Origin of the sequence: Marivita sp., assembly GCF_020055635.1 — a bacterium.
Lineage (GTDB): Bacteria > Pseudomonadota > Alphaproteobacteria > Rhodobacterales > Rhodobacteraceae > Marivita.
Map to the genome: position 1 here is coordinate 14944 of NZ_JAIPUT010000030.1, position 22892 is coordinate 37835.

Annotated in this window: 23 protein-coding genes; 13 read left to right on the forward strand and 10 right to left on the reverse strand. The window is 64.9% G+C overall.

What is annotated here, in order from left to right; all coding sequences use genetic code 11:
- Positions 1-6: 6 nt before the first annotated feature.
- Positions 7-309 carry a septum formation initiator family protein gene (locus tag LCF60_RS14405; RefSeq protein WP_292292692.1) on the reverse strand — a complete coding sequence of 101 codons (303 nt, stop codon included), beginning with the start codon at positions 307-309 and terminating at the stop codon, positions 7-9.
- Positions 310-449: 140 nt separating this feature from the next.
- Entirely contained in the window at positions 450-1625 is a 1176-nt protein-coding gene (locus tag LCF60_RS14410; RefSeq protein ID WP_292292694.1) for a phosphoglycerate kinase, read from the reverse strand.
- Between the two features lie 126 nt (positions 1626-1751).
- Here LCF60_RS14410 and LCF60_RS14415 point away from each other — a divergent pair, with 126 nt between their 5' ends.
- The 3 genes from LCF60_RS14415 to LCF60_RS14425 all read left to right on the forward strand — a co-directional run bounded on the left by LCF60_RS14415 (position 1752) and on the right by LCF60_RS14425 (position 4011).
- Positions 1752-2258: a peptidylprolyl isomerase gene (locus LCF60_RS14415; RefSeq protein WP_292292696.1), complete on the forward strand. Its 507-nt coding sequence runs from the start codon at positions 1752-1754 to the stop codon at positions 2256-2258.
- The gene (locus LCF60_RS14420; RefSeq protein ID WP_292292698.1) at positions 2251-2799 is read left to right on the forward strand and encodes a peptidylprolyl isomerase; all 549 of its coding nucleotides are present in this window, start codon (positions 2251-2253) and stop codon (positions 2797-2799) included. The genes LCF60_RS14415 and LCF60_RS14420 overlap by 8 nt, the downstream gene beginning before the upstream one ends.
- 246 nt (positions 2800-3045) lie before the next feature.
- Positions 3046-4011: a DUF3179 domain-containing protein gene (locus LCF60_RS14425; protein ID WP_292292699.1), complete on the forward strand. Its 966-nt coding sequence runs from the start codon at positions 3046-3048 to the stop codon at positions 4009-4011.
- On the opposite strand, the gene LCF60_RS14430 is transcribed toward LCF60_RS14425, so the two are convergent.
- Both LCF60_RS14430 and tyrS read right to left on the reverse strand, forming a co-directional pair.
- Positions 3969-4832, reverse strand: coding sequence for a GNAT family N-acetyltransferase (locus LCF60_RS14430; protein WP_292292700.1), 864 nt, complete (start codon positions 4830-4832; stop codon positions 3969-3971). The genes LCF60_RS14425 and LCF60_RS14430 overlap by 43 nt on opposite strands.
- A gap of 81 nt (positions 4833-4913) precedes the next feature.
- Positions 4914-6164 carry a tyrosine--tRNA ligase gene (gene tyrS / locus LCF60_RS14435; RefSeq protein ID WP_292292702.1) on the reverse strand — a complete coding sequence of 417 codons (1251 nt, stop codon included), beginning with the start codon at positions 6162-6164 and terminating at the stop codon, positions 4914-4916.
- A 19-nt stretch (positions 6165-6183) separates the two neighbouring features.
- On the opposite strand from tyrS, the gene LCF60_RS14440 reads away from it, so the two are divergent.
- On the forward strand, positions 6184-7314 hold the full coding sequence (locus tag LCF60_RS14440) for an anhydro-N-acetylmuramic acid kinase (protein WP_292292703.1): 1131 nt from the start codon (positions 6184-6186) through the stop codon (positions 7312-7314).
- Between the two features lie 220 nt (positions 7315-7534).
- On the opposite strand, the gene moaA is transcribed toward LCF60_RS14440, so the two are convergent.
- Positions 7535-8539 (reverse strand): GTP 3',8-cyclase MoaA, encoded by a 1005-nt coding sequence (gene moaA / locus LCF60_RS14445; RefSeq protein ID WP_292292704.1) that lies wholly within the window; start codon positions 8537-8539, stop codon positions 7535-7537.
- Positions 8540-8619: 80 nt separating this feature from the next.
- On the opposite strand from moaA, the gene LCF60_RS14450 reads away from it, so the two are divergent.
- Complete coding sequence (locus LCF60_RS14450; RefSeq protein WP_292292708.1) at positions 8620-9105, forward strand: hypothetical protein; 486 nt, start codon at positions 8620-8622, stop codon at positions 9103-9105.
- Here LCF60_RS14450 and LCF60_RS14455 read toward each other — a convergent pair.
- From LCF60_RS14455 to glmU, 3 genes are read right to left on the reverse strand one after another with little or no spacing between them, the layout of a single operon-like run.
- The gene (locus LCF60_RS14455; RefSeq protein WP_292292709.1) at positions 9094-9777 is read right to left on the reverse strand and encodes a DNA alkylation repair protein; all 684 of its coding nucleotides are present in this window, start codon (positions 9775-9777) and stop codon (positions 9094-9096) included. The genes LCF60_RS14450 and LCF60_RS14455 overlap by 12 nt on opposite strands.
- A complete protein-coding gene (glmS, locus tag LCF60_RS14460; RefSeq protein WP_292292710.1) occupies positions 9774-11591 on the reverse strand; it encodes a glutamine--fructose-6-phosphate transaminase (isomerizing) in 1818 nt (605 codons plus the stop codon). Before glmS ends, LCF60_RS14455 begins: the two co-directional genes overlap by 4 nt.
- A gap of 6 nt (positions 11592-11597) precedes the next feature.
- On the reverse strand, positions 11598-12947 hold the full coding sequence (glmU, locus tag LCF60_RS14465) for a bifunctional UDP-N-acetylglucosamine diphosphorylase/glucosamine-1-phosphate N-acetyltransferase GlmU (protein WP_292292711.1): 1350 nt from the start codon (positions 12945-12947) through the stop codon (positions 11598-11600).
- Positions 12948-13051: 104 nt separating this feature from the next.
- Between glmU and LCF60_RS14470 the strand changes: the two genes are divergently transcribed.
- Positions 13052-13714: an HAD-IA family hydrolase gene (locus LCF60_RS14470; protein WP_292292713.1), complete on the forward strand. Its 663-nt coding sequence runs from the start codon at positions 13052-13054 to the stop codon at positions 13712-13714.
- Here LCF60_RS14470 and LCF60_RS14475 read toward each other — a convergent pair.
- Positions 13711-14166: a CreA family protein gene (locus tag LCF60_RS14475; RefSeq protein ID WP_292292715.1), complete on the reverse strand. Its 456-nt coding sequence runs from the start codon at positions 14164-14166 to the stop codon at positions 13711-13713. The two genes, LCF60_RS14470 and LCF60_RS14475, sit on opposite strands and share 4 nt — an antisense overlap.
- 8 nt (positions 14167-14174) lie before the next feature.
- A complete protein-coding gene (locus LCF60_RS14480) occupies positions 14175-14645 on the reverse strand; it encodes a pyridoxamine 5'-phosphate oxidase family protein (RefSeq protein WP_292292716.1) in 471 nt (156 codons plus the stop codon).
- Positions 14646-14786: 141 nt separating this feature from the next.
- Between LCF60_RS14480 and LCF60_RS14485 the strand changes: the two genes are divergently transcribed.
- From LCF60_RS14485 to LCF60_RS14515, 7 genes are all read left to right on the forward strand, one after another.
- The gene (locus tag LCF60_RS14485) at positions 14787-15950 is read left to right on the forward strand and encodes an acyl-CoA dehydrogenase family protein (protein ID WP_292292718.1); all 1164 of its coding nucleotides are present in this window, start codon (positions 14787-14789) and stop codon (positions 15948-15950) included.
- A gap of 101 nt (positions 15951-16051) precedes the next feature.
- A complete protein-coding gene (locus LCF60_RS14490; RefSeq protein ID WP_292292719.1) occupies positions 16052-16351 on the forward strand; it encodes a hypothetical protein in 300 nt (99 codons plus the stop codon).
- Complete coding sequence (locus tag LCF60_RS14495) at positions 16348-17910, forward strand: AMP-binding protein (RefSeq protein WP_292292720.1); 1563 nt, start codon at positions 16348-16350, stop codon at positions 17908-17910. Before LCF60_RS14490 ends, LCF60_RS14495 begins: the two co-directional genes overlap by 4 nt.
- Positions 17907-18395, forward strand: a complete 489-nt coding sequence (locus LCF60_RS14500; RefSeq protein WP_292292721.1) for a lysozyme inhibitor LprI family protein — start codon at positions 17907-17909, stop codon at positions 18393-18395. Before LCF60_RS14495 ends, LCF60_RS14500 begins: the two co-directional genes overlap by 4 nt.
- Position 18396: 1 nt before the next feature.
- Positions 18397-20001 (forward strand): carboxyl transferase domain-containing protein, encoded by a 1605-nt coding sequence (locus LCF60_RS14505; protein WP_292292722.1) that lies wholly within the window; start codon positions 18397-18399, stop codon positions 19999-20001.
- A gap of 231 nt (positions 20002-20232) precedes the next feature.
- Positions 20233-22176, forward strand: a complete 1944-nt coding sequence (locus LCF60_RS14510; protein ID WP_292292723.1) for a biotin carboxylase N-terminal domain-containing protein — start codon at positions 20233-20235, stop codon at positions 22174-22176.
- Positions 22173-22847 (forward strand): glutathione S-transferase family protein, encoded by a 675-nt coding sequence (locus LCF60_RS14515; protein ID WP_292292725.1) that lies wholly within the window; start codon positions 22173-22175, stop codon positions 22845-22847. Before LCF60_RS14510 ends, LCF60_RS14515 begins: the two co-directional genes overlap by 4 nt.
- The last annotated feature ends 45 nt before the right edge of the window (positions 22848-22892 follow it).

A 22892-nucleotide genomic window follows, 5' to 3' on the forward strand; every position in this document is an offset into this window, starting at 1 on the left:
TCCGCCTCAGCGCACCACGATCTCGTCAGTGCGCACCAGGCCCAGCATGTCGCGGGCGCGTTCGTCCAGCAAATCCAGATCGAGATAGGTGTCGGACAGGCGCCGCGTGAGGTTTTCCATCCGCGCCACCTCGACCCGGAGATCCGCCAGTTCTGCCTGAAGCTCGCGTGTTTCCACCACGATTTCGGCCCGGCGGAACACGCCGTAATCGCCCTGAACGGCGGCAAAGATGAAATAGGCCCCAACGCAGAACGAGCCTGCGAAGAACACAAGCCCCCCAAGGGCCGGTCGTGAGCGGTGTTGCGTCATCAGTTACCTCGAACCGCGCCTCTTGTCGGGCGCGTGGCGGAAGGATTGCACAGGGCAACCCCGGATGGAATTCCCCGCACCGGGTTTTGATGTGGCAAGCAGGCCAGTGTGGCTTTCAGGACTCGCCCGGCCGGCGGGCTTCAGCCCAAAGCGGCCACACCCGGCAAGGTCTTGCCTTCCATCCACTCCAGGAAAGCGCCGCCGGCGGTCGAGATATAGGTGAAGCTTTCCGACGCATCCGCCTTGTTGAGCGCAGCCACCGTGTCGCCCCCGCCCGCCACCGAGACCAGCTTGCCGGAACTGCTCAGCCCGGCGGCATAGGCGGCGGCGGCGTTGGTCGCCGCATCGAAGGGTGCGATTTCGAAGGCGCCCAGCGGACCGTTCCAGATCAGGGTTCTGGCCCGATCGAAGGCCTGGCAGATATGCGCGACGCTGTCGGGGCCGGCATCGAGGATCATCGCGTCGGCGGGGCAGTCCTCGGTCTTGACGGTCTCGGACTCTGCGCCTTCCTTGAATTCGCGGGCCACGACCACGTCGCGGGGCAGCAGCAATTCGCAGCCGGTCGCCACGGCCTTGTCGGCAATCTCGCGCGCAGTGTCGGCAAGATCATGCTCGCACAGCGACTTGCCGACGTCGATGCCCTGGGCGGCAAGAAAGGTGTTGGCCATGCCGCCGCCGATGATCAGCATGTCGACCTTTTCCACCAGGTTCGACAAAAGATCGAGCTTGGTCGACACTTTCGCGCCGCCGACGACCGCCACCACGGGGCGCACCGGATCCCCCAGCGCCTTTTCCAGCGCGCGCAGTTCCGCCTCCATGGAGCGCCCGGCGCAGGACGGCATCAGATGCGCCACGCCCTCGGTCGAGGCATGCGCGCGATGGGCTGCCGAAAAGGCATCATTGCAATAGACATCCCCCAACGAGGCCAGGAACTGGGCCATCTTGGGATCGTTCGCCTCTTCCATCGGGGAAAAGCGCGTGTTTTCCACCAGCACCACCGCATTGGTCGGCAAGGCGTCGATCGCATCGCGGCTGGGGCGTTCCATGAAGGTGACGTCGCGGCCAAGCGCCTCTTGCAGGGCCGGCAGCACCAGTTTCAGGCTCATTTCGGGGTCCGGTTTGCCCTTGGGCCGACCGAAATGCGCCAGAAGGATCGGCGTGCCGCCCTTGTCCAGGATGTCGGTGACCGTGGGCAGGATCCGGGTGATCCGCGTCGCGTCGGTGACGCGTCCCTTGTCCACCGGAACATTGATATCGACCCGCGTCAGCACGCGCTTGCCCGCAAGGTCCATGTCGTCGAGCGTTTTCCAGGCCATGTGCCCCTCCTGATCTGCTGGTCTCCCTGTGATGGCCGTGCAGCGTGCAGAGGTCAATGCGGTCCTTGGCAATCGGCGGGACGCACTTTAAGTCTTGCGCCAAGTTTCAATGCAAAGGAAAGCCACATGGCCGAGATCAAAGACCCCGAAAACACGATCCTGATGGAACTCAAGGATGGCACCGTCATCATCGAACTGTTGCCGGATGTGGCGCCGAAACATGCCGAGCGGATGAAGGAACTGGCCCGGTCGGGCGCCTATGACAACGTGTGTTTCCACCGCGTGATCGACGGCTTCATGGCCCAGACCGGCGATGTCGAGCATGGCGACATGGAGGACGGGTTCAACATCCGCCGCGCCGGCACGGGCGGGTCGGACCTGCCCGACCTGCCAGCCGAGTTTTCCAAGCTGCCGCATGATCGCGGTACGCTGGGCGCGGCGCGGTCGCAGAACCCGAATTCCGCCAATTCGCAGTTCTTCATCAACTTTTCCGACAATCATTTCCTGAACGGTCAGTACACGGTCTATGGCCGGGTCATGTCCGGCATGGAGCATGTCGATGCGATCACCCGCGGCGAGCCGCCTGCAAACCCGGACCGGATGATCTCGGTCAAGGTGGCGTCCGATGCGTAATCTGGCGTTTGTCTTTTCGCTCTTGGCGTCCCCGGCGCTGGCCACCGGATTGCAGATCGAGGTCGCCGGCGAGGCCAATGGCACCGTGACCATCGACCTGTTCGAGGACGTGGCACCGCAGCACGTCGAACGGATCACGACCCTGGCGGAAGAGGGTGCCTATGACGGCGTCGTCTTTCACCGCGTGATCGACGGCTTCATGGCGCAGACCGGCGACGTGGAGTTCGGCAAGCTTGACGGTGGTGACATGGGCATGGCCGGGCGTGGCGGGTCGGACCTGCCGGACCTGCCGGCGGAGTTTTCCGACCTGAGCTTTGATCGGGGTGTCGTTGGCATGGCGCGCTCGCAGAACCCGAACTCGGCCAATTCGCAGTTTTTCATCATGTTCCAGGAAGGTGCTTTCCTGAACGGTCAATACACGATTGTTGGCGAAGTCACCGAAGGCATGGACGTGGTGGACGCCATCAAACGGGGCGAAGGCCGCAATGGTGCGGTGGTCGGTCAGCCTGACGTGATGGCGGACGTGACGGTGATCGAGTGATCTGAAGGTGCGTGGCCCTGCGGGGCCACGCGCAGTTTGAGCCGCCGCCGCCTTCGGGCGGCATCGGCGATGGGCGCGGGGTGCACCGGAGCGCGTCTGTCCGGACGGTTTGCGTGTTTGCAGCGTCGTGTTTGCATATTTGCAAAGAGAAGAAGCAGGGGATCGCGCGCTGTCACAGCTGCGTGTGACGGGCTGTGCAGGGCGGCCTGTTTGCGGCAAGCTGATCGCATCAGAGGGAGTGTTCCGATGCGTGTTCCGGTCTTGTCGTTCTTTCTTGCGGTTTTTCTAGCCTCGGCGGCTCTGGCCAGTCCCGAATTCTGGCGCAACGAGTGGCCGGAGACGGATTTCGAAAAGACCACCGTGCCGAACTGGGTCGAGATCATATCGGGCGGGCCGCCGAAAGACGGCATCCCCGCGATCAGCGATCCGTCCTTCGTGCGCGCCTCCGGCAAGACCGGAATCGACCCGGCCGAGCCGGTCATCACGCTGGAGATGGGCGGACAGGCGCGGGCCTATCCGATCCGGTATCTGACATGGCATGAGATCGTCAACGATGTGGTGGGTGGCGTGCCGGTGGCGGTGACGTTCTGTCCCCTGTGCAATTCGGCCCTGAGTTTTGACCGACGGGTGAATGGCCGGGTTCTGAGTTTCGGCGTGTCGGGCAAGCTGCGCAATTCGGACATGATCATGTATGACCGCGAGACCCAGAGCTGGTGGCAACAGGCCATCGGCGAGGCCATTGTCGGCGATCTGACCGGTGTCGAATTGAAGACGCTGCCAAGCTGGATGGAAAGCTGGGCCGAGTTCACCGCGCGCCATCCTGACGGGCTGGTGATGGCGGAGCCGGATTTCAACCGCGATTACGGGCGCAATCCGTATCGCGGCTATGACAGTTCAACGCGACCGTTCCTGTATTCCGGTGAGATGCCGCCACATGGGATCGACGCGCTCGAGCGGGTGGTGCGGGTTGGAGACCGCGCCTGGCCGATGGCGCGTCTGGCGCGCGAAAACGAGGTGCGCGAAGCCGGAGTGGTGATCTCGTGGCGGGCCGGTCAGGCATCCGCCTTGGACACCGGCCGGATTGGCGACGGGCGCGATGTCGGGTCGATCCGGGTGCGCGACGCGCAGGGTCGGGATGTGCCGCATGACGTGCTGTTCGCCTTTGCCTATCACGCCTTCTGGCCGGACGGGGAATGGATGCTGGGGAACTGACGACGGAACGGGCGCGGCAGGCGGAGCCATGTGCCGCCGAGGTGCTGTTTCGTGGCACCGGTGCGGAGTTTGAACCGGTCGAGGCTGTCCGGACCGGTGAGCAGGCCCAGATCGAGCATGTCGAAGCCGCGCCGTGCCAGCCAGGACATCGCATGCCAGAGGGTCAGGTTGTGGGCCTTCGCCTTGCGCCCGGCATCGGTGGTGACGCCCAGATGGTAGGTCGCCCAGGGACGGTGGCAGAGGATCAGCATTGCGGCGACAGGTGTCTTGCCCGCGCAGGCAGTGACGACGCGTGCCTGGCCGGGGTTTTCAGAAGCGAAGATGTCGAGCAGTCGCCTGGGCCAGTTGCGGAAGCGGTTGGCCTTTTGTTGTGCGTGCTCGGCGTCGATCAGCCATGCATGCTGAATCGGGTGGTACGGCGCATTGGTGATCCGCAGGGTGCCGCGTTCGGCCCGTTTCAGCGCGTTGCGCCAGTTCTGGTGCAGATTTGTGCGCATTTGGCGCGGTTCGGAGAGCGGCAAAAGGGCCACGGTTCTGGGCGCGATAAGGCGGATATGCCCATTTGAAGCGAGACCGGTGTCTGCGGTGTTCACGACAAGCGGACCCTTGAGCGCAAGGTCGCTCAGGTAATTTGCAGTGTCCGACGGGCAAAGCCCAACGGGCCCGCGCGAAATCAGGTTGACCGGACCCAGAAGCGGCAAGTGGCGCGTCTGGATCAGGCAGCGGCCCTGATCGCCGACATGGTCGATCCGTACCCGCGTGCCAAGGGCGCGCAGGGTGTTGGCGTAGGCGTCGGATTGGGCGAGCGGGCAGGGCGTCATGCCCGGAGCATGGCAAGGCCGGGTTGCCGATTGATTAACGCGCGCCCGGCACCATCAAGGCCCCGGGTGCGGCGTATCGCGTCAGCCCATCTTCACCAGCGCGTGGCGTTTCTTTCCGGCGCTGAGCTTGATGGGGGTGGACAGCGCGCCAGCGTCGATCATCAGCCCCGCATCGGTCAGCGGTGCGTCGTCGATCCGCGCGCCGTTTTCGGCGATCAGGCGCTTGGCCTCCTTGCCGGTCCTGGCCAGACCTGAGCGCACGATCAGTTGCACGATCGAGATGCCGCTGCCGATGTCCTCGGCGGTAAGGGTCACGGTGGGCAGGTCATCCCCGATGCCGCCTTTCTCGAACACCTCGCGCGCCGTGGCCTCTGCCGCTGCTGCGGCCTCGGCCCCGTGGCAGAGGGTTGTCACGGCGTTGGCAAGGACGATCTTGGCGTCGTTGATCTCGGACCCGGCAAGCGCACCAAGGCGCACACATTCCTCGATCGGCAGTTCTGTATAGAGCTTGAGGAACCGGCCCACATCGGCATCGGTGGTGTTGCGCCAGAACTGCCAGAATTCGTAGGGCGAGCGCATGTCGGCATTCAGCCAGACCGCGCCATCGGCGGATTTGCCCATCTTCTTGCCGTCGCTCGTGGTCAAGAGCGGCGAGGTCAGGCCGAAAATCTGGTGATCGAGCACCCGGCGCGTCAGGTCGATCCCGTTGACGATATTGCCCCATTGGTCCGATCCGCCGAACTGGATCAGACAGCCGTAACGGCGGTTCAGTTCAAGGAAATCATAAGCTTGCAGGATCATGTAGTTGAATTCGAGGAAGCTGAGGCTTTGCTCGCGGTCGAGGCGCGATTTGACCGACTCGAAGGACAGCATCCGGTTGACGCTGAAATGCCGCCCGATGTCGCGCAGGAAATCGAGGTAGTTCAACCCGTCCAGCCATTCGGCGTTGTTGAGCATCAATGCGCCGGTATCGCTGTCATCATACGAAATGTACTTGGCGAAGACTTGCTTGATCCCGTCGATATTGTCGTCGATCTGGGCAGGCGTCAGCAGCGGGCGCTCGTCCGCGCGGAAGCTCGGGTCGCCTACCTTGGTTGTCCCGCCGCCCATCAGCGTGATCGGCTTGTGGCCGGTCTTCTGAAGCCAGCGCAGCATCATGATCTGGATGAGACTTCCCACATGCAGTGACTTGGCCGTCGCGTCGAACCCGATATAGCCCGGCACCACCCCTTGCATCAGCGCCTCGTCGAGCCCCTGATAATCGGTGCAATCGGCCAGAAAGCCACGCTCCATCATGACGCGCATGAAGTCCGATTTGGGATGGTAGGTCATGGGGTTGCCTCGTTATAGAATGGTGAGGGCAGCTATACGCAGGGCAGGGGAAAAGGTGAAGGGCAAGTTGGCAGATCCGATCTGGGCCTTGGGGGCGATGTCGGGCACGTCTCTGGACGGGGTCGATGCGGCGCTGGTCCTGACGGACGGGGTGACGATTTCGGAGTTCGGGTCATCAGGCTATCGCGGCTATTCCGAGGCTGACCAGGCTGTGCTGCGCGCGGCGTTGGGCAAATGGCCGGGCGACGATCTGGACGACGCGGCGCAGGTTGTGCTGGAGGCGCATGTTGCAGCGCTGCAGGGGTTTGACGCGGACGTGGTCGGGTTTCACGGCCAGACTTTGGCGCATGACCCGCAAGGGCGCGGAACACATCAACTGGGCGATGGCGCAGCACTGGCCGAGGCGCTGGGGCGCACGGTGGTCTGGGATTTCCGGTCAACGGATGTCGAGATGGGCGGCGAGGGGGCCCCGCTTGCGCCGTTCTTTCACTGGGCCTGTGCCAAATGGATCGGGGCAACCGCGCCTGTGGCCTTCCTGAACCTTGGCGGTGTGGGCAACCTGACATGGGTCGATCCCCTGTCTGACAAGCCAGATGCGCCGGGGGCCTTGCTGGCCTTCGACACCGGGCCCGCCAATGCGCCCATCAACGACCTGATGATGGAGCGGCGCGGGCTGGCCTATGACAAGGGCGGCGCGCTGGCCGCACAGGGGCAGGTGGTGGACGGCGCGCTTGAGCTGTTCCTCGAAGAAGGCTATTTCCGCAAGATGCCGCCCAAGTCTCTGGACCGGAACGACTTTTCCCTGATGCTCGATCTGGTGCGCGAATTGGAGGACGCCGATGCGGCCGCCACGATGACGGCGATGGCGGCGGCGGCGGTGATGCAGGGGATGGAGCATTGCCCGGTGCCGCCGGACCGGGTGCTGGTCACGGGGGGCGGGCGGTTGAACCCGGTGACGATGGCGATGCTCACCTCCGCGCTGGATTGCCCGGTAGAGCCAGTCGAGGCGGTCGGGCTTAACGGCGACATGCTCGAGGCGCAGGCCTTTGCCTATCTCGCGGTGCGGGTGATGCGGGGCTTGCCGACCTCTGCGCCCGGCACGACCGGGGTGCGCGCGCCGGTTGGCGGTGGGCAGATTTCACGGGTCTGACGATCTCGGGCACCTTCGGCGCATGGCCTGTGCGTGCCGCGCTTGCGCGCGGCACCCGGTTGGGGGCTCTGCCCCCAAACCCCCGGGATATTTCGAAACCAGAGAAGACGTGAACACGGGCGGTTGACCGAGACCGCGCTGTGCGGCTTTGGTCGATGCTTCTCTGGTTCAAAAATATCCCGGGGAGCGCGAGGGGCTGGCCCCTCGCTGGCGCGACGGTTCAGCCGCCGGTATGGCTCATGTGACGCGACACGCGGCCATCCACGGACTGGCGCGAATAGTCGAAATCGTGACCCTTGGGTTTGAGCGTGATCGCGTCGCGGATCGCCTGTTCCAGCGGCGCATCGCTGTGCGGGTGATTGCGCAGGGCCGAGCGCAGGTCGGCATTGTCTTCCTGACCGAGGCACATGAAAAGCTCGCCGGTGCAGGTCAGGCGCACGCGGTTGCAACTTTCGCAGAAATTATGCGTGAGTGGCGTGATGAAGCCGATCTTCTGGCCGGTTTCCTCGATCCGGACATAGCGGGCGGGGCCGCCGGTGCGTTCGGGCAGGTCGGTCAGGGTATATTCCTTGCGCAGGTCGTCGCGCAGGTCGCTGAGTTTCCAGTACTGGCCCAGACGGTCCTCATTGCCGATATCGCCCATCGGCATGACCTCGATGAAGGTGAGATCCATGTCGCGGCTGTGGCACCATTCGGTCAGGGTGAAAAGCTCGTCTTCGTTGAAACCCTTGAGCGCGACGGTGTTGATCTTGACCCGGAGCCCGGCCTTTTGCGCCGCATCGATCCCCCTGATCACCTGCGGCAGCCGGCCCCAGCGGGTGATGTCGGCGAATTTCTGCTCGTCCAGCGTGTCGAGCGAGATGTTCACGCGGCGCACGCCGGCATCGTAGAGATCGTCCGCGAAGCGTTCGAGCTGCGAGCCGTTGGTCGTCAGGGTCAGTTCCCTGAGCGACCCGGCGTCCAGATGCCGCGTCATCGACCGGAAGAAGGTCATGATGTCGCGCCGCACCAGAGGTTCGCCGCCGGTGATCCGGAGCTTTTCCACGCCCAGCCCGATGAAGGTCGAACACATGCGATCGAGTTCTTCCAGCGTCAGAAGTTCCTTCTTGGGCAGGAAGGTCATGTTTTCCGACATGCAATAGACGCAGCGAAAATCGCAGCGGTCGGTGACGGAAACGCGCAGATAGGTGATCGCGCGCTGGAAGGGATCAATAAGCGGTGTCATGCCCATGAACCTAGTCTTTCGGCAGAGACTCAGCAAGTATGGTCGCGAGATGATTTACGGGACGAAGGTCGGAGGCAAGAGTGCATAAGACATTGGGAATTCTGGGAACCTGCCTCGTGCTGGCGGGCTGCGGGCAAATGGGCCTCGACATGCGGGTGCCGTCAGGCCCGGGCGACGGGCAGACGCGGCCGCAATCCCGCCCGGACGCGATGGATGCCGGGGCGCGGCGTCCACCGGCAACGGCGCGCACGGCCGAGGAGTTCGACACCACCACCGCAGAAGAGCGTCAGGCGGCGGCGGCTCCGGCGTCAGAGGCGCAGGCGCGATCCCTGGGCCTGACGGTGGTATCGCTGGGCGATCCGGCCCGGCCCGGTTTCTGGATCGAAACGCCGCTGGCGACCAGCGTGGGGCGCGGGCGCGTGATCAACCCGGAGACCGGGCAATCGGTGCAGCTCGATCTCATTCCCGTCGATGGCTCGGGCAGTCGCATGTCGCTTGCGGCCCTGCGGGTGATCGGCGTTCCCCTGACCGGTTTGACCGAGGTCGAAGTGGTTTCAGGCGGGTAGGTGCCGCGCGGCCTCTTTGCGGGCAAAGGGTTTCATCTGTGCGCCATGGGCTGCCAGAAAGGCGCTGGTGCGGTCCGGGTCGTGTTTGGACAAGTCGCGCAGCCACCATGCCACGGCTTTCTGGATGAACCAGTCGGGATCGGTCACGTATCCTGCCGCCCAGCCTAGGATGCGGTCGCGGGCCGCGGTCTCATCGGCGTCTGGATGGTTCTGCCTGGTCCAGGGCAGGGTGATGACCAGGGCTGCGCGCCGGGTCCACATATGGTCGCTTGTTGTCCAGGTCTCGATCCTGTCGAGGCGGGTCGGATCGGCGGTCACGCGGCGTTGCCCGGCCATGCAGGCGTGATCGGCGATGGCCCAGCTGTCGAATTCGGGCACCCAGGACGTGATGAGCCGCCAGGCGCCCGAGTCCGACGGCTTGATCCGTGCCTGTGTCAGCAGTTTCGCCGCGCCAACCCGCGCTTCGAAGATATTCGTCTGCCAGAGTGCCTCTGCCAGTTTCAGCCGCGTGTCGAGGTCCAGTTTCTGTCGCCAGTCGCGGACCAGGATATCGGTGTCGGGATTGGCGACGCCAAGGTAGGGCCGGTCGATCTTGTGATAGGTCGCCATCTGCTGCGCCCGCGCCGGATCCGCCTTTGCCCGCAATTGGCCGAGGGCGTCGTCGAGTGTCATTCCACGGTGACGGATTTGGCGAGGTTGCGGGGCTGGTCGACATCGGTGCCCTTGGCGATCGCGGCGTGATAGGCGATCAACTGCGCGGGCAGCGCATAGAGCAGCGGCGTCAGGACAGGATCGACCTCGGGCAGGATGATCGTGCGCCAGACATCCGACCCCGCCGCTTCGGCACCGGCGGCATCGGTGACAAGGCAGACCTTGCCGCCGCGCGCCATGACTTCCTGCATGTTCGACACGGTCTTTTCGAACAGCGCGTCGCGCGGCGCCATGACGATGACCGGCACGGTCTTGTCGATCAGCGCGATGGGTCCGTGCTTGAGTTCGCCCGATGCATAAGCTTCGGCGTGTATATAGCTGATTTCCTTTAGCTTCAACGCGCCTTCTAGGGCGAGTGGAAACATCAGGCCACGGCCGAGGAACAGCACGTCGCGGGCTTCGGCGATCTTGCGGGCGGCGTCCTCCATGACGTGACCGCGTTCCAGCGTCGCGTTGAACAGGCCGGGCAAGGCGCGCAGCTTTTCCAGCTTGTCGGCTAGCGCCTCGGGCGTCATCGTTGTGCGCTGGACGGCGGCGTGCAGGGCCAGCAGGAGCAGGGTGTTGAGCTGGCAGGTGAAGGCTTTGGTCGAGGCGACACCGACCTCGACCCCGGCATGGATCGGCAGGGCCACATCGCTGTCGCGGGCGATCGAGCTTTCGTCGACGTTGACCACCGACAGGATGTGGTCTGCCTTGCCCTTGCAATAGCGCAGCGCGGCCAGCGTGTCGGCTGTTTCGCCCGACTGGGACACAAACAGGGCCGTGGTGCCCGGGGTCACGGGCGGTTCGCGGTAGCGGAATTCGGAGGCGATATCGACCTCGACAGGAAGCCGGGCCAGTTGCTCGAACCAGTATTTCGCCGTCAGGCAGGCATAGAAGGCGGTGCCGCAGGCGACCATCGTCAGGCGCTCCACCTTCGAGAAATCGGGCAAGGCGTGCGGGAACACGATGCTGTTGCCATCGAGATAGCCGCGCAGCGCGTCGGCCAGCACCGTGGGCTGTTCGGCGATTTCCTTGGCCATGAAGTGCTTGTAGCCGGCCTTGTCGACACGCGCGGCGTCCATGCTGATCTGGCGCGGGGCGCGGGTCACGCGCGCGCCGCTCTCGTCGAAGATGTCCAGCGTCTCGCGGGTCAGGACGGCGCAGTCACCCTCTTCGAGATAGGTGATGACGTTGGTCAGCGGTGCCAGGGCGATGGCGTCCGATCCGACATACATCTCGCCGTCGCCATGGCCGACCGCCAGCGGGCTGCCTTTGCGCGCGGCGACGATCAGGTCGTCCTGCCCATCGAACAGGAAGGCCAGCGCGAAGGCCCCTTCGAGCCGGGCAAGACAGGCGCGGGCGGCGTCGACATGGCTCATGCCCTGCGTCAGGTAATGATGCGTCAGCAGCGCGATGGTCTCGGTGTCGGTATCGGTTTGCGGCAGGATCTGGTGCCTGGCCAGTTCGGCGCGCAGGTCCTTGAAATTCTCGATGATGCCGTTGTGGACCACTGCCACCGGGCCGGACTGGTGCGGATGCGCGTTGACCGTATTGGGCGCGCCATGGGTGGCCCAGCGGGTGTGACCGATGCCGGACTTGCCCGGAAGGGGATCGTGCACCAGCAGGTCGGACAGGTTGACGAGCTTGCCCACGGCGCGGCGGCGGTCCAGTTTTCCCTCGCTGACCGTCGCGATGCCCGCGCTGTCATAGCCGCGATATTCGAGACGCTTGAGCGCTTCGACCAACAGGGGGGAGACCTCGTGTTTCCCCAGGACGCCGACGATACCGCACATGTTATCCTACCCTTTACCCAGCTTTGCCTTCTTCGCGCGCAGCATGCTGAAAAGCTTGCGGGCGAAACCGTCCTTGTTCACCTGATCGGCCCGGCCGATGGCCATCGCACCCTCGGGCACGTCTCTGGTCACCACGGTCGAGGTGGCCGTCATCGCCGCGTCGCCGACCGTCACCGGGGCGACCAGCATGGTGTTCGACCCGATGAAGGTGTCGCGGCCGATGGTGGTCTTGTGTTTCATCACGCCGTCATAGTTGCAGGTGATCGTGCCCGCGCCGATATTGCTGCGCGCGCCGACCTCGGCATCGCCGACATAGCTCAGGTGATTGACCTTCGCGCCTTCGTCGATCCTGGCGTTCTTGATCTCGACGAAATTGCCGATATGCACCTGCTCGGCCAGTTCCGCGCCGGGGCGCAGGCGCGCGAACGGTCCGACGATGGCGCCGCGGCTGACATGCGCGCCTTCGAGGTGGCTGAACGCCCGGATGCGCGCGCCGGATTCCACGGTGACGCCGGGGGCGAAGATCACGTTCGGTTCGATCTCGGCGTCGCGTCCGATCACCGTGTCGAAAGACAGGAACACGGTGTCCGGGGCCTGCATCTGCACGCCGCTGTCCATCAGCGACACCCGCATGCGCGCCTGAAACGTCGCCTCGGCCGCGGCCAGTTCGACACGGGAATTGATGCCGATGGTTTCGGCCTCGTCGCAGGTGACGGCGGTGGATTTCAGACCTCGGTCGCCGGCGATCCCGACGATATCGGTGAGGTAGTATTCGCCGGACGCGTTGTCGTTGCCCACGGCGTCGACCAGATCGAGCAGCGTTTCGGCATCCGCGCAGACAACGCCGGAATTGCAAAGGGTTACGGCGCGTTCCGCGTCGGTTGCGTCCTTGTACTCGACAATCCGGGACAATGTGTTCCCCTCCATGACGAGGCGGCCATACCGTCCGGGATCGGCGGCCTGAAAGCCCAGAACCACCACGTCATTCGACGCACGCGCGGCCCGCATCGCGTCGAGCGTGTCGGTCGAGATGAACGGCGTGTCGCCATAAAGCACGATGACATCGCCTTCGAACCCGGCAAGCGCCTGTTTCGCCTGTCGGACGGCATGGGCCGTGCCAAGCTGTTCGTCCTGGCGTACCGCCACCGCGTCGGCGTCGAAGTCCAGCGCCGCCGCTTCGACCAGTTCCGCGCCATGCCCGGTCACGACGATGGTGCGTTCGGGTTCCAGCGCCGATGCCGACAGCATCGCGTGATGCAAGAGCGGCGCGCCGCCGATCTTGTGCAGGACCTTCGGCAGGTCGGAGTCCATCCGTGTCCCCTTGCCCGCGGCAAGAATGACCAAGGCTATGCTCATCGGGTTTCTCTTTGTCTTTTGTTCTAGGACCTTTTATCCGTCTGGTACTTTGTCGCAAGGCACCTAATCTCACACTTGATTGCGACTTGTGACAGGAGACGACGATGCGCGCGGTTATCTTTGACCTGGACGGCACCCTTGCAGACACAAGCGGCGATCTCATCGTGGCAGCCAATCACTGTTTCGACCGGATGGGTGTCGAGACCCGACTTGATCCGCGCACCGATGCCGGAACCGCGCTGCGGGGGGGCAGGGCGATGCTGACGCTCGGGCTCGAACGGGCCGGACAGTATTCCGCCGAACTTGTGGATCAATGGTATTCCGAACTGCTTACGGCCTATGGCGATGCGCTCGATGTGCACACGGTGCTTTATCCCGGCGCGATGGAGGCGGTCGAACTGCTGAAGTCCAGCGGCATGGTCGTGGGGATCTGCACGAACAAGCCCGAAGCCCTGGCGCAGACGCTGATGACACGGCTTGGCGTCCGGGACATGTTCGGGTCGCTGGTGGGGGCCGATACCCTGCCGACGCGCAAACCGGATGCCGCGCCCTACGTGGCGGCGGTCGAGCGGGCCGGCGGGATCGTGACCCGAAGCTGCCTGATCGGAGATACCAAAACCGACCGCGACACCGCCCGCGCGGCCAAGGTCGGCTGCGTGCTGGTGGGGTTCGGCCCGTCCGGGGAGGACATGGTCGCATTGGAGCCGGACGCGATCATTCAGCATTTCGATGAGCTTCCCGAGGTTGCAACGCGGCTTCTGGGCTAGTCTGGCTGATAGAGCGGCACGGTGGACATCGACACCTTTGCCGATCCGTCCGTCAGTTCCGCCGCATGGGCGATGTAGATCAGCGTCTGGTTCGCCTCGTCGAAGATGCGCTTGACCCGCAAAGACTTGAGGACGATCGACCGCGACGCGCGGAACACGTCTTCTCCGGTCGACCCCCGGTCGATATCGCCGATCTCGATCGGGCCGGTCTGGCGGCACGAGATCGACGCGTTCGACGGGTCTTCGAACCAGTTGCCCTTGCTGAGCCGGTCGAACAGCCCGCGTTCGAAATAGGCGATGTGGCAGGTCACACCCGACACGTCGGGGTCCGCGATCGCTTCGACGACGATGTCATTGCCAACCCAGTCGACCCCGACCTCGCCGACCTGTTCGGCCTGCGCCGATGCCAGGCAGAGCACGGCAAAGGCGCAGGCGGCCCCGATGTATTTCATATGTGACCTCAGAAGTGGATCATGCCGTATTCGCCGGTATCCGGTGTGCTTTCCGAGACATTGGCCTTTATCGTTTCGAAGAGATATTTCGCCGTTCCGTCATCGACCCAGATCTCGGCTTCGCGCGGGACGTATTTCATCAGGCGCACCGCGTCATCCTCGCGTCCGTTTTCAAACCACGCCGCCGCCATCGGGGACCAGATGTCATCAAGCTTGTCCGTATCGTCCGAGGCCTCCAGGTGCCCCGTGACCGTACCGTACAGATGTCCGGACGAATCGGCCACGTAGATCTTTGCGTCGCTTCCGGTCCGGGCGGCCTTGAACGTGTCGTGTTCGACCGAGGTGATGAACCAGATCGCGCCGTCATTTTCCCGTGCGATCGGCGCCATCGGAACCGGGGTTCCGCTGCCTGCGCCCAACAGGACGACCCGCACCTTGCCCATGTTATTCCAGAAGGTTTCCTTGAGATTGGCTGCCATGGTGGTGTCCTTTCCATCTGCTATGACTTTGTCCCAACCCCAACGCCGGGGACCATGCGCAGTTCCTTGCGCTTGACCTTCCACGGGAAGTTCCTCTAGGATCTGAACAACTGTTCAATAAACCGCTCTGGGGAGAAGCGCATGTTCACCGCCTCGATGCAGTTTGATCTTGGGGAAGACGTCAATTCCCTGCGCGACATGGTTCACCGCTGGGCGCAGGAACGCGTCAAGCCGATGGCCGCCGAGATCGACACTTCTAACGCCTTTCCGCCCGCCCTCTGGACCGAGATGGGTGAACTTGGCCTGCTCGGCATCACCGTCGACGAGGAATACGGTGGCGCGGGCATGGGATACCTCGCACATACCGTCGCGGTGGAAGAGGTGGCGCGGGCCTCGGCCTCGGTGTCGCTGTCCTACGGCGCGCATTCGAACCTCTGCGTCAACCAGATCAAGCTGAACGGCAACGCCGACCAGAAGGCGAAGTACCTGCCGGGGCTCATTTCCGGCGAGCATGTCGGCGCGCTGGCCATGTCCGAAGCGGGGGCCGGGTCGGACGTGGTGTCGATGAAGCTGCGCGCGGAAAAGCGGAACGACCATTACAAGCTGACCGGCAACAAGTACTGGATCACCAATGGCCCGGATGCCGACACGCTGGTGGTCTATGCCAAGACCGATCCCGATGCCGGGTCCAAGGGGATCACGGCGTTCCTGATCGAAAAAACGATGACCGGCTTCAGCAGCTCCCCGCATTTCGACAAGCTGGGGATGCGCGGATCGAACACGGCCGAATTGATCTTCGACGATGTCGAGGTGCCGTTCGAGAACGTATTGGGCGAGGAGGGCAAGGGCGTGCGCGTCCTGATGTCCGGTCTCGACTATGAACGCGTCGTGCTGGCGGGCATCGGGTTGGGCATCATCGCCGCCTGTCTGGACGAGATCATGCCCTACATGGCCGAGCGCAAGCAGTTCGGCCAGCCGATCGGCAGCTTCCAGCTGATGCAGGGCAAGATCGCCGACATGTACACCGCAATGAACTCCGCCCGCGCCTATGTCTACGAGGTGGCCAAGGCCTGTGACCGGGGTGACGTGACCCGTCAGGACGCAGCCGCCTGCTGTCTTTACGCCAGCGAACAGGCGATGGTGCAGGCGCATCAGGCGGTGCAGGCGATGGGCGGCGCGGGGTTCCTGTCGGACGCGCCGGTGAGCCGCATCTTCCGCGATGCCAAGCTGATGGAGATCGGCGCGGGCACCTCCGAGATCCGGCGCATGCTGGTGGGCCGCGAGATGATGTCGGCGATGGGGTGAAGCGCGATCCGAAAAGGGAGTACCGGTTTTCGGAATGAATTGCGCGTCGTCGAAAATGCAAAGAGGATCGCAGTGATGACATTTGGAAAGTCGATCCCCTGATGCCACGCTGGGTCTGGTGGGTGCCGCTTGGCCTTGCCACTCTGGTCGGCGCGCTGTTGGCGTTCCGCTATGGCTGGATCGCCGCCACGATAACGGAGACGGATGTGATCAACGCCTTTGCCAATCGCTATGTGACGCAGGACGGCGGCGCGGCGGCGCAGGTCGCCGATTGCGTCGGGCTGGCCGGTCAGATCGACGGCGCGTGGATCACGGTGCGCTGCGCTGACCTGCTTTATCATGTAAACCGGTTCGGCGGTCTGATCTCGACCGGGACCCCGTCCGGGCGGCCCTCGATATGAAGACCCGTCCTATGCTGCGCCCGGCGCCTTACGACGTCCTGTCCAAGCGGTTCGACTGGGACCTGCCCGGATCGCTGAACATGGCGCATCAGGTCTGCGACGGCTGGGCGGCGACCGAGCCGGACCGGCTGGCGATCCTCGAGGTGACATCCGAGCGGGTGCGCCCGGTGACCTATGGCGACCTGTGGTATCGGTCGCGGCAGGTGGAAACCGCGCTGATCGAACGCGGCGTGATGAAGGGTGATCGGGTCGGGATTCTGCTGTCGCAATCGCCGCTTTGCGCCGCCGCACATATCGCGGCGTGGCGGCTGGGGGCGATCTCGGTGCCGCTGTTCAAGCTGTTTCGCACCGATGCGCTGAAATCCCGGATCGAAGACGCGGGGCTGGGGGTTGTCGTGACCGACCTAGAAGGCGTCGTGCAACTGACCGGTCTGGGCGTTGCCACGATCACCCGAAGCGATCTGGGCGCGTCCTCGGGCACCCGCGCGTCGGTCGAAACCGGACCGGACGACGCCGCGGTGCTGATCTATACCAGCGGCACCACCGGCGCCCCCAAGGGTGCGCTGCACGGCCATAGGGTGCTGACCGGCCATCTGCCCGGGGTCGAGATGAGCCATGATTTCCTTGGCCAGGACGGCGATGTTATCTGGACACCGGCAGACTGGGCCTGGATCGGCGGGTTGTTCGACGTGCTGATGCCGGGCCTGGCCCTCGGCGTGCCGGTCGTGGCCGCGCGGATGCCGAAATTCTCGGTCGAAGAGACCATCAGGATTTGCCGTGAAGGCACTGTGCGCAATGTGTTCTTTCCGCCGACCGCCCTGCGGATGCTGAAGGCGGCGGACGCGCGCATCGACGGGCTGCGGTCGGTTGCCAGCGGGGGCGAGCCATTGGGGGCCGAGATGCTGTCATGGGGGCGCGCGGCGTTTGGCGTGACGATCAACGAGTTCTATGGCCAGACCGAATGCAACATGATCGTGTCCTCCTGCGGCGCGTCCTTTGACGCGGTGCCGGGGTCGATGGGCCGCGCGGTGCCGGGGCATCAGGTGGCGGTGATCGGGCCGGATGGCCTTTTATGCGAAGGCGAAGGCGACATCGCCGTGCGGCGCGGATCGGCGTCGATGATGCTGGAATACTGGCGCAAGCCCGAGGCCACCGCCGCAAAGTATCGCGGGGACTGGATGCTGACCGGGGATCGCGGTGTGCAGGCCGGCGATACGATCACCTTTCTGGGCCGCGAAGACGACGTGATCACGTCTGCGGGCTATCGGATCGGCCCGGCCGAGATCGAGGATTGCCTGCTCACCCATCCCGGCGTTGCAACCTGCGGTGTGGTGGGCAAGCCCTGCGCGCTCCGAACCGAGATCGTGAAGGCGTATGTCGTGCTGAAGGAAGGCGTTGACGTGCCGGTAACGGATCTTCAGGCATGGGTCCGGGAACGGCTTGCAGGCCATTCATATCCAAGGGAAATCACGTTTCTGGATGCCTTGCCGATGACGGTCACCGGGAAGGTGATCCGCAAGGAATTGAAAGCCCGCGCCAGCAAGGAGGCTCAGCCATGAAACAGGGTTTGATGATCGTCACATTGGTCTGCATGCCGCAGATCGTGGCCGCGCAGGAGTTGCGGATCGACCCGCAGATCGTTCGGTCATGTTTTGCCACCACGGAGATCGGCGCGATGTATCCGCCCTGTCTCGGGCAGGCGTCCGGCCAGTGTCAGGCCCAGCCGGGCGGGTCGACCACGATCGGGATCACCGATTGCATCCTGGCCGAAACGAGAGAGTGGGACGCGATCCTGAACGAGCAATACCAGGCGACCCAGGCGCATGCCGCCGAGATGGACGCGGCGGTCCCGTCCAGCATGATGGACCGCAGCGATGCGCTGCGCGACGCACAGCGGGCCTGGATCGCTTTTCGGGATGCCGATTGCGGGGCGCGCTATGCGATGTGGCAGGACGGCACGATCCGGACCATCGTCGGTGCGAATTGCCAGATGACAATGACGGCGCAACGGGCCATCGAATTGCGCGATATGCGGGGACAGTGAAATGAAGCTTCAGTCACAGGCGATTGCATCGTCCGAACAATTCAAGACCAACCAGACCGCCCATGAAGCGGCGTTGCGCGTGGTGCGCGAGGCGGCGGATCTTGCGGCGGCAGGCGGTGGTGAGCGGTCGCGCGAGCGGCATGTGTCCCGGGGCAAGATGCTGCCCCGCGACCGGGTCGCGAACCTGCTCGATCCCGGATCGCCTTTCCTCGAGGTCGGCGCGGTGGCGGCGCATGGCCTTTATGAAGGTGCGGCCCCGGCGGCGGGGGTGATCGCTGGCGTCGGCCGGGTGAAGGGCCGCCAGGTCATGGTGGTGTGCAACGACGCCACGGTGAAGGGCGGCACCTACTATCCGATGACCGTCAAGAAGCACCTCCGCGCGCAGGAGATTGCCGAGGAAAACCATCTGCCCTGCGTCTACCTGGTCGACAGCGGCGGCGCGAACCTGCCCAACCAGGACGAGGTGTTCCCGGACCGCGACCATTTCGGACGGATCTTCTACAATCAGGCGCGCATGTCGGCCAAGGGCATCGCGCAGATCGCGGTTGTGATGGGGTCCTGCACGGCGGGTGGCGCCTATGTGCCGGCGATGTCGGACGTTACCATCATCGTCAAGGAGCAGGGTACTATCTTTCTGGCCGGGCCTCCCTTGGTCAAGGCGGCAACCGGCGAGGTGGTGACAGCCGAGGATCTGGGCGGCGGGGACGTGCACACGCGCCTGTCGGGGGTGGCGGATTACCTGGCCGAGGATGACGGGCACGCCCTTGCCCTGGCGCGGCGCGCGGTGGGATCGCTGGGGGGTGCGTGCACAGCACACACCCTACGGGTGACGGCAGAGGCTCCGGCATATGATCCGGACGAGATCTTCGGCGTCGTGCCCGGCGACCTGCGCACGCCTTACGACATCCGCGAGGTGATCGCGCGGGTGGTGGACGGGTCGTATTTCGACGAGTTCAAGCCGCGCTTCGGGGAGACCCTGGTGACCGGTTTTGCCCATGTCGATGGCTGGCCGGTCGGGATCGTCGCCAATAACGGCGTGCTGTTTTCCGAGGCCGCACAGAAGGGCGCGCATTTCGTCGAGCTGTGTTCGCAGCGCAAGATCCCGCTGGTCTTCCTGCAGAACATCACGGGGTTCATGGTCGGGCGGCGCTATGAGAACGAAGGCATCGCGCGGCACGGGGCCAAGATGGTCACGGCGGTGGCCTGCACAAGCGTGCCGAAGATCACCATGCTGGTCGGCGGATCGTTCGGCGCGGGCAATTACGGCATGGCCGGGCGGGCGTACCAGCCGCGTTTCCTGTGGACCTGGCCGAACAGCCGGATTTCGGTGATGGGTGGCGAACAGGCGGCGGGCGTGCTGGCGACGGTCAAGCGCGATGCGATGGAGAAGCGCGGCGAGGCCTGGTCGGTCGAGGACGAGGCGGCGTTCAAGAAACCCACGGTCGAGATGTTCGAGGAACAGGCGCATCCGCTTTACGCCTCGGCGCGGCTTTGGGACGACGGGATCATCGACCCGCGCAAGACCCGCGCGGTGCTGTCGCTGTCGCTGGAGGCGGCGCTGAACGCGCCGATCGAGGAGACGCGCTATGGCGTGTTCCGGATGTGACCGTCGCGAAAGCCCCGTCTTTCGCGACGTGTGGGCAAGGTCATATCCACGAAGCGGATGTGACGGCCCACTGGGTAGTTGTGCCGGGCGCGTCGCGACGAAACGATGTGGGGGCCAGCCCCCGAACGCAGGCCGGATTGGGGGCCAGCCCCCAAACGCAGGCCGGATTGGGGGCCAGCCCCCAAACCCCCGGAGTTTACCGGGCAAGATGAAAAGGAGCAGGGGCGCGAGATGTTTGACACGATCCTGATTGCGAACCGGGGCGAGATTGCCTGCCGGGTGATCGACACCTGCCGCCGGCTGGGGGTGCGGACGGTGGCGGTGCATTCCGATGTGGATGCGACGGCGCGCCATGTGGACATGGCCGATGTGGCCGTGTCGCTGGGCGGGGCGGCGCCTGCGGACAGCTACTTGCGCGGCGATGCGATCATCGCGGCGGCACAGGCCACGGGCGCGCAGGCGATCCATCCGGGATATGGGTTCCTGTCCGAGAACCCGGACTTCGTCGACGCGGTCGAGGCGGCGGGGCTTGTGTTCATCGGGCCATCGGCGCGGGCGATCCGGGCAATGGGGCTCAAGGATGCGGCCAAGGCGCTGATGTCGCAGGCGGGTGTTCCGGTCGTGCCGGGCTACCAGGGTGCCGAGCAGTCGCCGGACATGCTGGCGACCGAGGCCGAGGAGATCGGTTATCCGGTGCTGATCAAGGCGGTTGCCGGGGGTGGCGGCAAGGGAATGCGGCTGGTGGAGGCGCCTACGGCGTTTGCCGATGCGCTCGCTTCGGCGCAATCGGAGGCGCAGACCGCGTTCGGCAACAGCCACGTGCTCATCGAGAAATACATCACCAGCCCGCGCCATATCGAGGTGCAGGTATTCGGCGACGGGGAGCGCGCGGTGCATCTGTTCGAGCGGGACTGTTCGCTCCAGCGCCGTCATCAGAAGGTGATCGAGGAAGCGCCGGCGCCCGGCATGACGCCCGAGATGCGGGCCGCGATGGGGCAGGCGGCGGTACGCGCGGCTGAGGCCATCGGGTACAAGGGCGCGGGCACGGTCGAGTTCATCGTCGATGGCTCGGACGGGCTGCGCCCTGACGGGTTCTGGTTCATGGAGATGAACACGCGGCTCCAGGTGGAGCACCCGGTGACCGAGGCGATTACCGGCGTCGACCTGGTGGAATGGCAGTTGCGGGTGGCGTCGGGCGAGTCGCTTCCCTGCGCCCAGGAGGATCTCACGATCACCGGGCACAGTTTCGAGGCGCGGCTCTATGCCGAGGACGTGCCAGCGGGGTTCCTGCCCGCCACGGGACGGCTGGCGCATCTGGCCTTCCCGGCGGAGGCGCGGGCCGATACCGGGGTGCGGACAGGCGACGTGATCAGCCCGCATTACGACCCGATGATCGCCAAGGTGATCGTGCACGGGTCGTCGCGGGCGGTTGCCCTGCGCAAGCTGCGGCGGGCCCTGGCCGAAACACAGGTGGCGGGCACCGTGACCAACCTCGCCTTTCTGGGCGCCCTGGCCCGGCATGACGGGTTTTCGAACGGTGAGGTCGATACCGGGTTGATCGGGCGCGATCTGGAGGCGCTGACGGCGGTGCAGGCACCCGCACCGGCCGCGATGGCCCAGGCGGTAATGGCGCTGACGGGGCTTGACCATGCGCCGGGGCCGCTCGACGGGTTTGCGCTTTGGCAGCCTTTGGCGCAGGATGTGACGGTAGAGGCCGCTGGGGATATGCTGGCCTGCCGGATCGTCACCCGCGCGCCAGGTACGGTCGATGTCGCGGTGCAGGATGCTGTGGTCGCAGCGTGCTTCGGGGCAAATGGCTGGCGTTTCGACGGGCAGCCCGCCTTTGCGCTTCACGTCGAGGGCGCCAGCGCGACGGTCTTCGGCGATCCGACCCTTGTGGTGACCCGGATCGATCCGCTGGATGTCGAGGCGGGCGCGGGTGCCTCGGGTGCGCTGGTGGAGGCGCCGATGCCGGGCCTTGTGCGGCAGGTCTATGTCGCCGCCGGGGACGCCGTGAGCAAGGGCCAACGGCTTGCCGTGCTGGAGGCGATGAAGATGGAGCATTCCCTGCTGGCGGCGCGCGATGGCGTGGTGGCCGAGGTGATGGCCGAAGCCGGTGCCCAGGTCGAGGCCGGGGCGGCTCTGATCCGGCTGGAGGAAGAGGACGAGACATGATCCGATTGCATCACTGCCCGCAGACCCGCTCGATGCGGACGCTCTGGCTCTTGCACGAACTGGAGGTCGAGTTCGAGGTCGTGCTGCGCGCCTTCGACCGCAGCCTGCGCGACCCGGAATACCTGTCGCTGTCGCCGGCGGGGCGGGTGCCTGCGCTCGAGATCGACGGCGAGCGGATGTTCGAGACCGGGGCGATCACGGAATACCTTTGCGAGCGCTTTCCGCAGGCCAATATGGGGCGCGGGCCGAGTGACCCGGACCGGATGGCCTGGCTGGTCTGGGTGCATTTCGCCGAAACCATCAGCCAGCATGCGGCGGCGCTGACCCAGCAGCATATCATGCTTTACGAAGACGCGATGCGGTCGCCCGTCGTGATGAAGCTCGAGGCGGCGCGGCTGGGCAAGTGTTACGACGCCATCGAGGCGCGGCTGTCGACGCCGGTCGAGAACCGGGATTACCTGTTGACGAGCGGGTTTTCGGCGGCGGACGTGTCGGTCGGCCAGGCGGTCTACATGGCGAAGCATTTTGCCACGCTGGACCGGCACCCGGCAGTGGCGGAGTGGTACGAGCGGATCACCGAACGGCCAGAGTTCCGGAAATCCCTGCCGGATGGTGAGGGGGCACGGCTTTATGCGCGGGACTTCTACCCGGCGTGGGAGCCAGGTGCCTGAGCGGTGTCTTGGCATATTTGAAAAGAGAAGAAGCAGGGGGCAGCG

Bases quoted from the DNA above. Each gene is read 5' to 3' on its own strand.
- LCF60_RS14405 (WP_292292692.1), bottom strand. From the start codon at position 309: ATGACGCAACACCGCTCACGACCGGCCCTTGGGGGGCTTGTGTTCTTC.
- LCF60_RS14410 (WP_292292694.1), bottom strand. From the start codon at position 1,625: ATGGCCTGGAAAACGCTCGACGACATGGACCTTGCGGGCAAGCGCGTG.
- LCF60_RS14415 (WP_292292696.1), top strand. From the start codon at position 1,752: ATGGCCGAGATCAAAGACCCCGAAAACACGATCCTGATGGAACTCAAG.
- LCF60_RS14420 (WP_292292698.1), top strand. From the start codon at position 2,251: ATGCGTAATCTGGCGTTTGTCTTTTCGCTCTTGGCGTCCCCGGCGCTG.
- LCF60_RS14425 (WP_292292699.1), top strand. From the start codon at position 3,046: ATGCGTGTTCCGGTCTTGTCGTTCTTTCTTGCGGTTTTTCTAGCCTCG.
- LCF60_RS14430 (WP_292292700.1), bottom strand. From the start codon at position 4,832: ATGACGCCCTGCCCGCTCGCCCAATCCGACGCCTACGCCAACACCCTG.
- tyrS (WP_292292702.1), bottom strand. From the start codon at position 6,164: ATGACCTACCATCCCAAATCGGACTTCATGCGCGTCATGATGGAGCGT.
- LCF60_RS14440 (WP_292292703.1), top strand. From the start codon at position 6,184: ATGGTGAGGGCAGCTATACGCAGGGCAGGGGAAAAGGTGAAGGGCAAG.
- moaA (WP_292292704.1), bottom strand. From the start codon at position 8,539: ATGACACCGCTTATTGATCCCTTCCAGCGCGCGATCACCTATCTGCGC.
- LCF60_RS14455 (WP_292292709.1), bottom strand. From the start codon at position 9,777: ATGACACTCGACGACGCCCTCGGCCAATTGCGGGCAAAGGCGGATCCG.
- glmS (WP_292292710.1), bottom strand. From the start codon at position 11,591: ATGTGCGGTATCGTCGGCGTCCTGGGGAAACACGAGGTCTCCCCCCTG.
- glmU (WP_292292711.1), bottom strand. From the start codon at position 12,947: ATGAGCATAGCCTTGGTCATTCTTGCCGCGGGCAAGGGGACACGGATG.
- LCF60_RS14470 (WP_292292713.1), top strand. From the start codon at position 13,052: ATGCGCGCGGTTATCTTTGACCTGGACGGCACCCTTGCAGACACAAGC.
- LCF60_RS14475 (WP_292292715.1), bottom strand. From the start codon at position 14,166: ATGAAATACATCGGGGCCGCCTGCGCCTTTGCCGTGCTCTGCCTGGCA.
- LCF60_RS14480 (WP_292292716.1), bottom strand. From the start codon at position 14,645: ATGGCAGCCAATCTCAAGGAAACCTTCTGGAATAACATGGGCAAGGTG.
- LCF60_RS14485 (WP_292292718.1), top strand. From the start codon at position 14,787: ATGTTCACCGCCTCGATGCAGTTTGATCTTGGGGAAGACGTCAATTCC.
- LCF60_RS14490 (WP_292292719.1), top strand. From the start codon at position 16,052: ATGCCACGCTGGGTCTGGTGGGTGCCGCTTGGCCTTGCCACTCTGGTC.
- LCF60_RS14495 (WP_292292720.1), top strand. From the start codon at position 16,348: ATGAAGACCCGTCCTATGCTGCGCCCGGCGCCTTACGACGTCCTGTCC.
- LCF60_RS14500 (WP_292292721.1), top strand. From the start codon at position 17,907: ATGAAACAGGGTTTGATGATCGTCACATTGGTCTGCATGCCGCAGATC.
- LCF60_RS14505 (WP_292292722.1), top strand. From the start codon at position 18,397: ATGAAGCTTCAGTCACAGGCGATTGCATCGTCCGAACAATTCAAGACC.
- LCF60_RS14510 (WP_292292723.1), top strand. From the start codon at position 20,233: ATGTTTGACACGATCCTGATTGCGAACCGGGGCGAGATTGCCTGCCGG.
- LCF60_RS14515 (WP_292292725.1), top strand. From the start codon at position 22,173: ATGATCCGATTGCATCACTGCCCGCAGACCCGCTCGATGCGGACGCTC.